General features: G+C 57.8%; 9 protein-coding genes. 7 read left to right on the top strand and 2 right to left on the bottom strand.

All coding sequences use genetic code 11. The features are described from left to right. Positions 1–367: 367 nt before the first annotated feature. Entirely contained in the window at positions 368–703 is a 336-nt protein-coding gene (locus tag H8709_RS09700; RefSeq protein ID WP_262398179.1) for a winged helix-turn-helix transcriptional regulator, read from the bottom strand. A gap of 196 nt (positions 704–899) precedes the next feature. Here H8709_RS09700 and acgA point away from each other — a divergent pair, with 196 nt between their 5' ends. The 7 genes from acgA to H8709_RS09665 all read left to right on the top strand — a co-directional run bounded on the left by acgA (position 900) and on the right by H8709_RS09665 (position 10,557). After that, positions 900–1,151: an ACGX-repeat peptide gene (gene acgA / locus H8709_RS09695; protein ID WP_262398178.1), complete on the top strand. Its 252-nt coding sequence runs from the start codon at positions 900–902 to the stop codon at positions 1,149–1,151. A gap of 101 nt (positions 1,152–1,252) precedes the next feature. Beyond that, a complete protein-coding gene (acgM, locus tag H8709_RS09690; RefSeq protein ID WP_262398177.1) occupies positions 1,253–2,287 on the top strand; it encodes a radical SAM/SPASM domain protein, ACGX system in 1,035 nt (344 codons plus the stop codon). 9 nt (positions 2,288–2,296) lie between these two features. Continuing rightward, positions 2,297–2,911, top strand: coding sequence for a 4Fe-4S binding protein (locus H8709_RS09685; protein WP_262398176.1), 615 nt, complete (start codon positions 2,297–2,299; stop codon positions 2,909–2,911). Between the two features lie 65 nt (positions 2,912–2,976). Continuing rightward, a complete protein-coding gene (locus H8709_RS09680; RefSeq protein WP_262398175.1) occupies positions 2,977–3,768 on the top strand; it encodes a protein-ADP-ribose hydrolase in 792 nt (263 codons plus the stop codon). Beyond that, the gene (locus H8709_RS09675) at positions 3,710–4,612 is read left to right on the top strand and encodes an SIR2 family NAD-dependent protein deacylase (protein ID WP_262398174.1); all 903 of its coding nucleotides are present in this window, start codon (positions 3,710–3,712) and stop codon (positions 4,610–4,612) included. The genes H8709_RS09680 and H8709_RS09675 overlap by 59 nt, the downstream gene beginning before the upstream one ends. A 272-nt stretch (positions 4,613–4,884) precedes the next feature. Beyond that, the gene (locus H8709_RS09670; RefSeq protein ID WP_262398173.1) at positions 4,885–7,821 is read left to right on the top strand and encodes a GDSL-type esterase/lipase family protein; all 2,937 of its coding nucleotides are present in this window, start codon (positions 4,885–4,887) and stop codon (positions 7,819–7,821) included. A gap of 189 nt (positions 7,822–8,010) precedes the next feature. After that, positions 8,011–10,557 (top strand): hybrid sensor histidine kinase/response regulator, encoded by a 2,547-nt coding sequence (locus H8709_RS09665; RefSeq protein ID WP_316248758.1) that lies wholly within the window; start codon positions 8,011–8,013, stop codon positions 10,555–10,557. A 78-nt stretch (positions 10,558–10,635) separates the two neighbouring features. On the opposite strand, the gene H8709_RS09660 is transcribed toward H8709_RS09665, so the two are convergent. Further along, a complete protein-coding gene (locus H8709_RS09660; protein WP_262398171.1) occupies positions 10,636–14,439 on the bottom strand; it encodes a cadherin-like beta sandwich domain-containing protein in 3,804 nt (1,267 codons plus the stop codon). Between the last annotated feature and the right edge of the window lie 194 nt (positions 14,440–14,633).

Raw genomic sequence — 14,633 nt, 5'->3', positions numbered from 1 at the left:
AGCGCTGCTGCTCATGGCGGGCGCTGCTGGAACAGCGGTCTTCCTTACCAGAAAGCGGAAGAAATAACGAAACCCTTCTTCTTCTCAATAAGACCCAGCTAAAAAAGCAAAAGGCGGAGGCCGGACTTTTGTCCGGCCTCCGCCTTTTTGCCGCGCTATGGGGAAGAAGCGCAGATACCGCTGAGGAATTGCACCGCTAACGGAGGAATCAGTGGCCGCAATTGGCGTCAAAGGCAACGGCAACGTGGGAGGGCGCCTGCCAGCGCAAAGTGGCGCTGGCAGGCGCCCTGTTATGGCCTAAGTTTGCCGTATCCCTGCAAACCGCTCATGAAAGCAGGTCCCGCCGCCCCCGGGTCTCGCTGAACGTCTACCGCTGGCTGCGGACCAGGTCCTGATAACCGCTGCCCCACTGTTCCATGGCATCCAAGATGGGACGCATGGATTCTCCCAGGTCAGAGAGCGCGTACTCCACCCGGGGAGGAATTTCCGGATAAACGGTGCGGGTGATGATGCCGTCCGCCTCCATGGAACGCAGACTGTCGGTCAATACTTTTTGGCTGATGCCTTCCAAACTCTTCCTGAGCTCGTTGAAACGCCACGGACGCTGCATCAGGTTCCGGATGATGAGAAGCTTCCACTTGTTCCCAATGAGCTGTACGGTAGTCGCCACCGGGCAGACTGGTAATTCTTCCTTTGTCAGCATAATGCCGCCTCCTGACAGTTTCCGTGTACATTCGAATAGATTTATTATATCATTCTAGCACCATACCCACAAGCGGTTACCAAAAGGTAACTTAGTTATAGAATAGTGCGTACTTCCCAAAGAGATACTCCCGCTTTACAATGAAAATACAGAACACAGATGGTTCTGATGATCTGATCAAGGGGAGGATATCACCATGGCACTTTCCAATTTATTCGGCTGGAATCAGAAGAAAAAGGCGGCTTCCGGGAAACCCGAGGAGAAGCCGGCGGCCTGCGGTTCGGCCTGCGGCGCTTCCGGGAAACCCGAGGAGAAACCGGCGGCCTGCGGTTCCGCGTGCGGGGCTTCCGGGAAACCCGAAGAGAAACCGGCGGCCTGCGGTTCCGCGTGCGGGGCTTCCGACAAGCCCGAAGAGAAACCCACGGCCTGCGGGGCGGACGGCAAATAAGACCGCCCGATGGCTCCCGGCGCAATTTTTCCGCCGGGAGCCAACCAACGAAAGGCGGGGAAACCGCTTCACATAGACGAGCAAACCAGGAGGGGATTTCCATGAGGGAGTACTTTGCGTTTCAGTGGCACATCACCGATGACTGCGACCAGCGGTGCAAGCACTGCTATATTTTTTCAGAAGACAGCGGCAAGGCGCTCGACGCCATGCGCTGGGAAGAGATGAAACAGGTGGTGGATAACTGCTGTGAGATGTGCAATACATTCGGTCGTCAGCCCTATTTTTACATCACGGGCGGGGACCCCATCCTCCATCCGGACTTCTGGAAGCTGATGGGCCGCCTCAAAGAGCGGGACATTCCGTTTACCATCCTGGGGAATCCCTTCCACCTGGACCCTGCGGTCTGCAGGCGTCTCAAAGCATGCGGATGCCAGAAGTATCAGATGTCGCTGGACGGGATGCGAAAGACCCACGACTGGTTTCGCAAGCCCGGTTCCTTTGACTGCACGCTGGAAAAGATCGCCTGCCTCAAAGAGGCGGGCATCCGCTCAGTCATCATGACGACGGTGTCGGGAAAAAACATCGACGAAGTTCCCGCCATCATCGACACGGTGGTGGAGCACGGCGTGGATGTGTTTGCCTTTGCCCGCTATTGCCCCACCGGCGGGGAGAAGGACGCCGGCATGACGCCCGGGCAATACCGCGATTTACTCTGTCGGTGCGACGAGAAGTTTGGGCGGTATGAAGCAGAGGGCTGTAAGACCTATTTTAACCGCAAAGATCATTTGTGGACCCTCTTTGACTATGAGCGGGGCCGGTTCCAAATTCCCAAAGACGCCGAAGAAAACATGATTTACAGCGGGTGCAACTGCGGCAATTGCCATCTGACCATCCTGCCCACCGGCGACGTATACGCTTGCCGGAGGTTCGAAAGCCGGGTGGGCAATGTGTTCAAAGATGCCCTTTCCGATGTATGGGTGGGGGAAGAGATGGAAAGCTACCGGGATTACAGCCGCTTTGCAAAGTGTTCAAAATGTGAGCTCTTGCGCTTTTGCCGAGGCTGTCCCGCCGTGGCCTGCGGCACCTCCGGCAGTTTTTACGGGGCGGACCCCCAGTGCTGGAAAGAAGTTTCATGAGGTGATACAATGGATAAAAAGACTTGTTTAGAAAAACTGCGCCTGGTGGGCGTATTGGCTTTTGCTACGGTGGATGCCGGGGGCAATCCCCAGATACGCAACATCAGCGCCCTTCACTATGAGCCGGAGGCGGTGTACTTTTTTACCGCCCGGGGCAAAAATTTCTGTCAGGAATTATGCCGCGACGGCCGGGTACAAGTCCTCGGGTACACGAAATATAACGAGATGATCCGCCTTTCCGGTACGGCTGTGCTGGTGGAGGAGGGGGAGCAGAAAAAATGGATCGACACCATTTTTACCGAGCAGCCCTATCTCGCCAACGTCTATCCCGGCGACACCCGGGACATCGGCATCATCTTCTGCATCCGCGACGCCCAGATCGAGTACTTTAACCTGGGAGCGCATCCCATCTTCCGGGAGTGCTATACGCTCGGGAAGGGAAAGATTACGCCCAAGGGCTTTGTGATCACCGAACAGTGCGTCGGGTGCGGCGCTTGTGTGAAAGTCTGCCCGCAAAATTGTATCCGGGAGGGCGCGCCCTACAAAATTGTCCAGGAGCACTGTCTCCACTGCGGCGCTTGCGCGGAGTGTTGTCCGGCAAAGGCCGTCCGGCGCTTGGGCTGATGCCAGGCGCGGCATAGGGAATGGGCAAGCGGTGCAAAAACGACCAAAACGAAGGGGAAAATGATATGCAGCGGCTGGAACTAATCAAAAAGCTCAACGCCTTCCTTCTCGACGAAATGCCCCAGTATCGACAAGAGGCGGCACAATGGGAAGAGAACCTCCCCGCCCAGCGGCGGCTTTTGCGGTCCCTGATGAACGTCCGGCCGCCCCTGCCGCTTTCTCCCGCATTTGTGAAACTGCAGGATGAACTGCTGGGTGCGGAGCGGGAAGAAAAGGGCGTGGTGGATGGGGCGGCCCTTCCGGCCACCGGGGACCCGCGCATCGCGCTGTGGCAGGGGGACATCACCCGGCTACAGGTGGACGCCATCGTAAACGCCGCCAACAGCGCCCTCCTCGGCTGTTTTGTCCCCTGCCACGGTTGCATCGACAACGCCATCCATTCGGCGGCGGGATTGCAGCTGCGGGAGGAGTGCCGCCAACTCATGGCAAATCAGGGCCATGAAGAGCCCACCGGCGGCGCCAAGATGACGCTGGGATATAACCTGCCCTGCCGGTATGTCCTGCACACGGTGGGCCCGATCATCACCGGGGAGCTGGGGGAGCGCGACTGCGAGGCGCTTTCCTCCTGTTACCGCTCCTGCCTGGAGCTCGCTGATGAAAAGGGGCTTAGAAGCGTCGCCTTTTGCTGCATCTCCACCGGGGAGTTTCACTTCCCACCCGACCGGGCGGCCCAGATCGCCGTTAGCACGGTGCGGGAGTTTTTGGATGCGGAATCAACAGAGATGAGGGTGATTTTCAATGTTTTCAAGGATTCTGACAAGGCCGTCTACCGCAGCCTTCTCGGTCCAAATCGATAGGCTGCGGGAAGAGCTTCGGTCGGCCGACGCCATCGTCGTGGGCGCGGGAGCGGGGCTGTCTATTTCGGCGGGCCTTGTCTATACGGGGAAGCGCTTTCACCAATATTTCGGCGACTTCGAGGAAAAGTACGGCTTCCACGACATGTACTCCGGCGGGTTCTACCGCTACGGGACATGGGAAGAATACTGGGCCTATTGGAGCCGCTATATCTATATCAACCGCTACCTGGACCCGCCTAAGCCGGTCTATCAGGACTTGGCGGCCCTTTTAAAGGGCAAAGACTATTTTGTGTTGACCACCAACGTGGACCACTGCTTCCAAAAAGCGGGGATCGAAAAGGAGCGGCTTTTTTATACCCAGGGCGACTACGGGCTGTTCCAGTGTTCGGAGCCCTGCCATCAAAAGACCTACGACAACGAAGAAACCATCCGCGCCATGGTGGCCCGGCAGGAAAACATGCGGGCGCCTTCCGACCTCCTTCCCCGGTGTCCGGTGTGCGGTAAGCCCATGGCCATGAACCTGCGCTGCGACCACCGCTTTGTGGAGGACGAGGGCTGGCATCGGGCAAAGGAGCGGTATGTCGATTTCCTCCGGCGGCACCAGGATGGCCGCGTCCTCTTTTTAGAGCTGGGGGTGGGCTACAATACCCCGGTCATCATCAAATACCCGTTTTGGGAAATGGCGAATCGCAACCCGCAGGCAGTTTACGCCTGCGTCAACAATGGGGAAGCCCAGTGTCCCGAAGAGCTGGCCGGGCGCTCCCTGTGCATCGAGGAGGACATCGGCAAGGTGCTCCAGAAGCTAAAGAATCCGGAAAAGACACAACGAACCGGTACAAAGTGAAGGGCAGGCCCCACGGGGCCTGCCCTTCACTTTGTATCCGTCCGAAAGACCCTGGGAAAAGTTGTAGAGACAACCTGCTTTTTACGCTCGGCTGGTTGGCGTAATACCGAAAGATAGGGAGGGGGAGGGGGATAAGAAAAGTAAAACAGCCAAAAATACAAAACAACTTTTCCACAGATTGAATTTAGATTTCCTCCACCCTATAATAACCCTATGGAGAATTTTTCCATCCCCACTTCGGAGGGGAATCAAGAGAAAGAAGGGAAGAAGAAGTGCAAAAAAAGTTGCGTCGCATTTCCACAAGACTACTGTCCTTACTGCTGGCGGTAACACTGCTGTTGGGGGCCGCGGCCTGGGCGGCAGGGCCCGAGGACCTGGGGGCAAACGGAGGCTTTTCTACCAACCTGACCGGTTGGCACGGCGTCACCGGCAGTTGGACCCCCGAAGCAGGGGGCTTCCGGGGCACCAACAGGGACCTGGACGGCTACGCCATGAGCGACGTGGCCTATACGCCGGGAGAGCCTTTCTCCTATGAAGCCGATTTTACTCTCAATAACGGCAGTACCACGGCGGGTATTATCTTCAGCGTCCGGGACGCCGGGAACCCCGTGGGGTATTTTTTTAGCCTCAATGTGGACAAGGGCCGGGGCGATTCCCGTATCTTCTGGAATGGCGGCGGGGAGGGCTTCTGGGAGGCCGGCCGCCCGCTTACCGAGGTGGAAAAGGGCATGAATACCCTGACCCTGCGGCTCGATTACGACGGGACAAGCACGTTGAAGGCCTATCTCAACGACGTCCTCGTTACCGTTAAGTCCGACGTCGCTCTTCCGGCAGGAAGCTTTGGCATCAACACCTTTTATAGCGACGTGACTTACCACAGCGTCACTTTAAAAGATCAGCCGCCCACTTCCGGTTTCACCCACAACCTGACCGGCTGGGACTTTACGAACGGCTATTGGAGCGAGACCGTCACCGGCCTGCGGGGGTCCATGAACGGGGACGGCTATGCCGTGGCGAAAGATGAGCTGAACGGCCCGTTCACCTTCGAGGGGGACATGACCCTCATGGAGGGCACCGCCATCGGCATTTTGTTCGAGGCGCAGGGCAGCGACCCGGGGTCCTTAGGAGGATATTGCGTCAACTTTGACCTGGGCGGCGGCGCGCTGGGCCAGCAGTTTCGCATCTTCGAGTATCCATGGAAGGGCAGTCTCGTCAGCGACCTTGCCAAAAACAGGTTCGTCGAGGCGGGCATCAGCCCCAAGACCGGAGAAACCTACCACTTCAAACTCCAATACGCCGACGGAAAGATCAGCTACACTTTTGGCGGCGTCGAGATTTTCCGGGACATCGTGGACTTTGACACCACCCAGGTCTACACGTCGGGCCGGGTGGGCGTCATGGGGTGCAACGCCTTGGTGGAATTTCAGAATTTGACCCTAACCACCGGCGCCTGGGAAAACCAGATGACCAGCGTCTCTTTGAATCCCCATACCGCCAGCGTCCAGGAGGACGACGCGTTTTATTTCCTGGTGGAGGACGGCACCGACTTAACCCGGCTGGCGCCCACCTTTGCCCTTTCGGATGGGGCGTCTTCCGACAAGGAATCCGGTTCGGTGCAGGACTTCTCCCAGCCGGTGGAGTATCGGGTCAAAGCGGCCGGCGGCAATGAAAAGACCTATACCATCGCCGTCTATACCCCCTCCATGGCAAGCGCCGGAGACCGCTCGGCCGCGTCGGCGGTGGAGGAGACGATTGCGGCCCTTCCCGCGCTGGTCACCCCGGCCAATCAGGCCCAGGTGGAGGAGGCAAGCGCCGCCTATCAGGCGCTCACTCCCCTGCAAAAGCTGCTCGTTACAAACGCGGATGTGCTGGAAGAAAAGATTGACCAGAGCGTCGCCGGTCCCATCCGGGTCCTGTGTGTGGGCGACAGTATTACCGAGGGCTACGGCTCCTCCGACTTTAATAACAAATCCTATCCCGCCCAGCTCCAGAGCATTCTGGGCGACGGCTATACCGTCTATAACGCCGGTGTGGGCGGAGCCAACGCCATCGCGGGCGGACAGCTCTCCTACCGCCTCACCGACCGCTATGGCCTGGGGAAGGCGTTTGGGCCCGATGTGGTCATCCTGATGCTGGGCACCAACGACGGTATCGATTGGGTCTGGGAGCGGGAGGGCGGCAGTTTTAAGGCCGATTACACCGCCCTTGCCGAGGAATATCGGGGACTGCCCACCCATCCCAAGGTGTTCTTGGCGCTGCCGATGACAAGCTATGGCGCGGAACCCCAGAAGACCTATATCCATGAGCGGATTGTCCCCACCATTGAGACAATCGGCCGGGAGCTGGGGCTCGACGTCATCGATATGCACACCTTTTCCGCGGGACACCCCGACTGGTTCCCCGACGGCATCCATCCCAACGACGGGGCCTACACCCTGATTGCGGAACAGTTTGCCGGATATATCCGGGGCCTGAGCGAAGCGAAGCTCGCCTCGATCTCCATCGACGGGGAAGCCCTGCCCGGCTTTGCGTGTGATACTTTCTCCTACGATATATCCCTGCCCAGAGGGGCGGGTGTGCCGGAAATAACCGCGGGGGCCGCTAGTAAGGACGCCACCGTGCGCGTCGTTTCCTCCTCCGAGAACCTGCCCGCGACGGTGACCATCTCCGTTACCTCCGGCGACCGGCGCGGATATCAGGAATATGCGCTCACCCTGAGCGAAGCGCCCCAGACCCTGACGGAAGCCAAGGAGGCGGCATTGGCGGCACTGGACGGGTATGAAGCCACCAATGATACCACGGCGGCGGATGTTATGGCTCTTGTGAGCAAGGGCATCGTCAACGAAAAGATCACCGCCGCCTGGACCAAGGACTTTGCGATCACCAAGGCGACGAACAAAACGCCGGGCTCTGTCACGGGGACCATCACCCTAACCCTGGACGGCGCAGGGGAGGACATCCCCATCGCGTTTACCATCCCGGCCCTGGGCGGCGGGGAGGAACCGAGTATGACCAGCAAACCTGTCATTTCGGGCGGCAGCGGTTCCGATTGGAAGTGGCCCGCTGGAAGCGGTGAAAAGGACGGGGAAGGGCCCAAGGGGGGCAAGAAAAACCCACCGTCGGGCGATGCTTCCTCCCTCCCCATTGCCGTAGCTGCCTTTGCGCTGAGTGCGGGGGCGGCAGTGATCATCAGCAGGAAAAAGAAATAGAAAGTAAATTAAGCGCAACGAAAGAAAGCCGGGGCCCTCGAGGACCCCGGCTTTTTTGGTAAGGAAAAAGCATCTCTGGACATACAATGGACAAGCAACTTTGAAAGTACTACAATGGTAATTAATTTTACATGACAAAAAATATTAAAGTACGAGGAAATTTTTATGGGAAAAAGGGCGCTGCGTATTTTGTGGACGAGTCTCGCCTGCGCGCTGATCCTGTGCATCGGCGTGTTCGTTTGGATCACGGCGTACATGGTCAGCCAGAGTGGTGAGACCATCCATGAGGTCGGGACTATTTACATGTCGCAGATGAGCACGCAGCTCAAACTTCAATTTAGTTTGTTCATTGATTCGCGGGTGGCCCAGATGGAGGAGCTTGTGGGGCGCACGGCAGCAGGGGACGGCGATGCCGGCCGGCAGTCCCTCGACGAAGTGAAAGCCAGCGCGAGGGGATATGACTATACCTATCTGGGCCTCTACGACGAGGACGGCAATGGGACCGCCCTTTTCGGGGAAGACATTGAGATCATAGATGAAGACGCGTTTTTGGACGGGTTGCGCCGGGATGAAAAAAAGGTGGCCGCCGCCAAGGCCCAGTCCGGGGAAGAGCTGATCCTCTTGGGCGTGCCCGCCGTCTATCAGATGGAAGATGGGGGGAGAAGCGCGGCGTTGGTCGCCGGCCTTCCCATGAAGCATATTGAAAAGAATTTGTCCCTGGATATCGGCGAAACGTTGGTGTACTCCCATTTTATCCGCAAGGACGGCACCTTTATTCTGCGCAACGCAGACGCCACCGAGGACTCCTACTTTGAAAGGGTACTGTCCTACGGCCAGTCGCCCAATCAGACGCCTCAGAAAATGCTGCGGGACATAGAGCGCGCGATTGCCAACGGTGCGGACCACTCTATCGTATTGACCATCCATGGGGAGAAACGCAGCACCTATTTTTCACCGTTGCCCTATTCGGATTGGTATCTGGTGTCGGTGATGCCCTATGGCACGCTGGAAGAACCTATTATGGCCTTAAATGGGAAGCGCATCGCGACGACGCTTGCCGGGTGCGGCGTTATTACAATTGTGCTGCTGTTCCTCTTTTTCCTGTATTTTCGCATGTCGCAGCAGCAGATGGCGGCCCTTGACGAGGCGAGGAAAAAAGCCGACAGCGCCAACCGGTCCAAAAGTGAGTTTCTTTCCAATATGAGCCACGACATCCGCACGCCCATGAACGCCATCGTGGGGATGACGTCCATTGCCAAATCCAACTTGGACGATGCCGGGCGGGTGCAAAACTGCCTACAAAAGATTGAGCTTTCCAGCAAGCATCTGCTGGGGCTGATCAACGATGTCCTCGATATGTCCAAAATTGAAAGCGGGAAGCTGACCCTTAACATGGACAGACTTTCTCTGCGGGAAGTGGTGGACAGCATCGTCAATATTGTCCAGCCTCAGATCAAAGAAAAGCATCAACAGTTTGATGTCTTTATTCAGGATGTGGACGTGGAGGATGTGTACTGCGACGGCGTGCGGCTCAACCAGGTCCTAATCAATCTCCTGTCCAATGCCATCAAGTTTACGCCGGCCGGCGGCACCATCTATCTGTCCCTGCGTCAGGAGCCGTCCCCCGCTGGGGAGTCTTTTGTCCGGCTCCACTTTTATGTGAAGGATACGGGCATCGGCATGTCCAAAGCGTTCCAGGAGCGGCTGTTCGAGGCCTTTGAACGGGAAAACTGCGAGCGGGTCAATAAGACTGAAGGAACCGGGTTGGGAATGGCGATCTCCAAATATATTGTGGACGCCATGCAGGGGCGCATCGAGGTCCACAGCGAGCCGGGGGCCGGTAGCGAATTTCATGTCACATTGGATCTGGAAAAGGCGCTCATCCAGGTGGAGGACATGCGTCTTCCCCCATGGAAAATTCTCATTGTTGATGACGACAAGCAGATCTGTGAAGACGCGGCTTCCATCTTGCGGGAGATGGGCGCGGATGCGCAATGGACTTTGGACGGTGAAAGCGCCCTAACAATGGCGCAGGAGCGCCACCGTGCGGGCGATGATTATGAGATCATACTGCTCGACTGGAACATGCCGGGCCTCAGCGGATTGGAGACGGCGCTTCAGTTCCGCCAGCAGATCGGGGGCACAATTCCCATTTTGCTCATATCCGCTTATGAATGGAATCATATCGAACAAGAGGCGCGGCGCGCAGGCGTCAGCGGCTTTGTGGCCAAACCGCTGTTTAAGTCGACCCTCTTCTACGCGCTCAATCACTACATGGGGATTGCGCCAGAGGAAATGAGTTCGCCTGAGAAGGAAATGCAAATGCTTTCCGGCAAACGAATTTTACTGGCCGAAGACAACGACCTCAACTGGGAAATCGCAGACGCGCTGTTGACCCAGCTGGGCCTCGTCATCGAGCGGGCGGAGAACGGACGGGTTTGTGTGGAAAAATTCAGGCGGTCGGAACCGGGAAGCTATGACGGCATCCTGATGGATATCCGGATGCCGGAAATGGATGGATATGAGGCGACCAAAGCCATCCGGGCGGCATCCAGGCCGGATGCCGATATCCCCATCATTGCCATGACGGCGGACGCGTTTACCGAAGACATCCAGCGATGTCTGGCTTGTGGGATGAATGATCACATTACGAAACCCATTGACATTGCCATCGTCATCCAGACGCTGCAAAAGCACATATTGTCCGGGGAAGATCATTCGTCCTCATCGAAATAACGCAAAAGCAGGGGCGGTATCGCACGCGATACCGCCCCTGCTTATGTGCCGCTCGAAAATGAAAAGAATGATACGCCGCTATTTCTTCCGCTTTCTGGAGAGGAAGACCGCTGTTCCAGCAGCGCCCGCCATGAGCAGCAGCGCTATTGGCAACGCCGACGCGTCGCCCGACTGCGGGTTCTCTTTCCCAGTGCCAGGCTTTGCCGTACCCTCCGGCCACTTCCAATCCGAACCGTTCCCCCCCGGGATAGAGGGCTTCGTGGTGGTAGGCTTCGTCGTGTCCGTAGGTTTTGCACGGGTGACGACAATCGTATAGATGTTTTCTTTTTCTCCCATGACGAGCTTCACTTCGATGGTGTTCTCTCCTACATCGAGAGCAATGGCCTCGGAGAAGACGCCGCTTTCTACAGCCTTGCCGTTCACAGTGACTGCCATCTCGCCGGAGTAGAAGGGTTTGACCTGGATGGAGTCCACATTGTTTGCGACAGAGGCGGTGTAGGCGTTGACGTCCTTGTCGAAGCTTGGCTGGAGGACGCCCTGAGAGAGTTCCAGGCCGTCCAGGAAGGGTTTCTCGGTGACAGGAGGTTCCTTGTCCTCTCTGGTAACTTTGATGGTGTAGGTCTTCTCTCCCGCGACGACGGTGATGGTGTTCTCGCCCACATTGAGACTGATGTCGGCGGAGTAAGCGCCGGAAGCGACTTCCGTGCCGTTCACGGTGACGGCTGTATCGCCGGTGTAGGTGGGGAGAACCTTGATGGAGTCCACAGAGTTCGCCACAGTGGCGGTGTATTCGGTCACATCGGAAGAGAAGTTGGGCGCTAAGAGGGCCGAAGACAGGGTCAGGTCGGTGAGAACCGTGGGAACCGGCTGAGGCGACGGCTCCTTCCAAATGGAATTCATGGAATAAACCGTGAGAGAATCCACCGTGACGTCGCCGCCCTTCACGTAAAACTCCATGCCGGTGCTTTGAGCGTCGGGGAAGAACAGGGTGTTGATGGAGGCTTCCCCTTTGTTACCGAAGACGTCGAGGAAGGAGGTATCTCCCAAAATGCGCAGGGTGACCTTCCCCTCCCGCGGCGAAAGCTTCATGCTGTGCTGCGGAAAATAGACCGCGCCGGAGGTGGTCTTATCCACCACGCCGGAATGGGATTTGTCCACGGTGAGGGTCTGTGACGCCACATCGTATTGAACCAGCGTCTCCTGGCCGTCCCCCATCCGCAGCTTGAAGCCAAATTCATCGGCGTTGCCCAGGGTGATGACGGCTTCCATATCAAAGAGCTCCGCCTGCACGCCTGCAAGGAGGTTCTGAGAATCCGAAGAAATCGTCTGGGAGCTTTCAGACTGATAGAGGGGTTCGGAGCCCCGCAAAGCCGCGACCTCCTCCACAGGGAAGCTGGTCAAGCGCATGACCCCGTCGATGGTTTGCAGCTTGGTTTCATAGGGGAGCGTCTGCGCGCCGTTCCATCCCTTGCCCTCCGCCACAAAGTCGAGGGCCGTCTTGTCGCGAATCCAGCTGACCGACATCCGCCGGTCCTTGCCCGCCCCGTCGTTATAATAGCTTTGGGTGGCATAGATGTCGGTGCTGCCGTAGATGTTTTCCAGCTTGCCCGTCTCGGGCACAAACTGGATTTTCCCGTCCGCGCCGGTGACAAGATCGCCGACAAAGTAAAGCCGCCCCGCCCCGTTGAGAACCCATTTGACATTGCCCGTATCGCCGTCCAGGGGCAGGGGATAAAGGTCGGGACATTCGGCCACGATGGGCTGACTTTCCCCCTTGCCGTCGATGTAGGTAGGCTCGCTTTCCAGCGTCCAATCGATGAGGTTGTCGGAGGAAAACAGCCGGAACCGTCCGCCGCCGGTGACCATGAGCCATCTGCCGTCATAGCGCACGACCTTCGGGTCCCGGAAGCCGCCCGGATACCGGTCCCCCGCATTGGAGATGATTGGGTTGCCGTCATACTTGATCCAAGTCATGCCGTGGTCCTTGGAATAGGCCAGGCTCTGTTTCTGCGCGCCGTGGGTGCGGTCCCCGCCCGAGTGGGTGAAAATAGCCACCAGGCGGGAATCCCCCGGCTGGTTGTCGTCGAAGAGGTGGGAGGTGTTGTCCTCGTCTACCACGCAGCTGCCGGAGAAAATAGCGCCCAGCTCGTCCATTTCCAGAGCGGTGGGGAGCTGCTCCCAGTGGACCAGGTCCCGGGATACAGCGTGTCCCCAGGTCTGATTGCCCATGTCCGCCAATTGGGGGCTGTGTTGGAAGAACATGTGATAGGTCCCGCTGGTGGGGTCGTAAACAAGCCCGTTGGGGTCGTTCATGAAGTTTGTCTGGGGGGAGAAGTGAAACTGCAGCCGGTAGGGCTCCTCATAAAGCGCGCTGGCCGGCAGGCGGCGGATGGCGGTGATGGTGGTCAGCAGCTTCACCCCGTTTTTCTCCGCCTGGATGGTGATGAGGTTTTCCCCTGTGGGCAGGGCGATATCCGCCGATTCGGCGCCGCTTGCGATGGGGATATCCTGATATAGCACCTGTTTATTTTTGTCCTGCACGGTATAGGACAGGTGTGTCCCCTCGCTGGCGGTGGGACGGATGCGCAGGGAAGCGACGTCATCATCAAAGACCGCCCGATAGGCGCTGACTTTCTTGTCAAAGGCGGGCGTCAGATCCGCGCCGAGGAGGGCAAGCCCCGTCAGGGCGGGCAGGTTTTCCTCCGGCACCGGGGTATGGTTGACATGCTGGTAGAGCGCGGTGCCGCTGTAGGTCAGCAGCCCGAAATAGCCGGTGGTGTAGGTGGTGTCGTCGGCCTCGATTAAGAGGACATCGTCGATATAATATTGGAGGTGGGAACCGACGGCCTCGACACGCAGATGATAGCTGCTCTTGGGGGCAATGGTCACGTTACCCAGCTCAAAGTCCCCCTTGGCCGGGAAGCGGAAGAGCCGCGCCTTGCCCGCTTTACTGATATTGGCCACATAGGCCTGCGAGCCGTTTTGGTTGGAGCGGAAGACCAAGGAGGCGGTCTGTCCGTCCAGGACCTCCACGTCCGCTTCATAGGTGAAGTGGCTCCCCACCGTGTCGCTCATGGCAAAGCAGTTGCCGGTGCCGGAGGAATATAAGCCGTTGTCCCGTTCCTCCCAAGCGCCCTGCAGCCCGTGGAGATTTTGAAGGTTTGTCTCAAAGACGCCGGACTCTTGGGCTTCGGCGGCGTAGGATACATGCTGGAACTGGGCCTGGCAGTTGTAGGTCATCAGCCCTAAGTATCCGCCGCCCCACGCCGGGTAGTTGACGCGAATTTTCTCCTTTCCGTTGACCGAAACGATGATATTCTTCTCCCCGTCCACCGTAAGGCTTAGATGGATGGGCTTGCCCGTGGTGTCCGGGTCAAGGTTCACCTTTTTATCCAGGTTTTTGATGTCCTGCTTGGAGAAGACACGCACCGCCCCATACTGGCCGTCGGCCGGACGTAGATGGACGGCGCTCCACTTGGCGTCGGGCTTGGACGGGTCCCCCACGCCAAAGAGAAAGCCCGCCACCGCGGTCTTTTCATCCAGGGTGACGTCGGCTTCCAGGGTGAAAACGTCCCCGAAGGTGGACGAGGCCACCAGTTGGTTGCCCTGATTGTTGGCCACCGTATAGGTACCGGACCCTTCGTCATAGGAAAGCCCCGCGCCCTGATAGCCGGAAAAGTCCAGCCCGCCTTCTTTCGCCGGGGCGGCGGCCAGAGCGGGCAGAATGCCTCCCAGGGCGAGGACGAGCGCCAACAGCAGCGCGATACAGGCGGATGCGGCCCAATGGCCGCCCCTTCTTCTTCTCATGTGATGCATCTCCCTTTCGATTGGTTTGTCGTCCCCAAGGTTGGGGGACTTTTCCATCAGTCTCTTGGCTCTCATTATAACATCCCTGTAATTTATTCCTAGTATTTTAAGAAGTTGTACAAAAATATCAGCGATTATCACAAGTAGTACTGACGATCTCTAGGAAGATGTTCTCATAAAGTGGCGGGCAACTATTATGAAATGGGGAGAAAAGGGGCGGCAAACGGTACAACTTAGGAGGGAGCTTCTCACCTGGCCGGCCCAAGTGG

The sequence above is a fragment of the Zongyangia hominis genome (genome assembly GCF_014385095.1).
Classification (GTDB): Bacteria; Bacillota; Clostridia; order Oscillospirales; family Ruminococcaceae; genus Zongyangia; species Zongyangia hominis.
The sequence above is the reverse complement of the archived record's forward strand: the minus strand, read 5'-3'. Positions and strand labels throughout refer to the sequence as shown.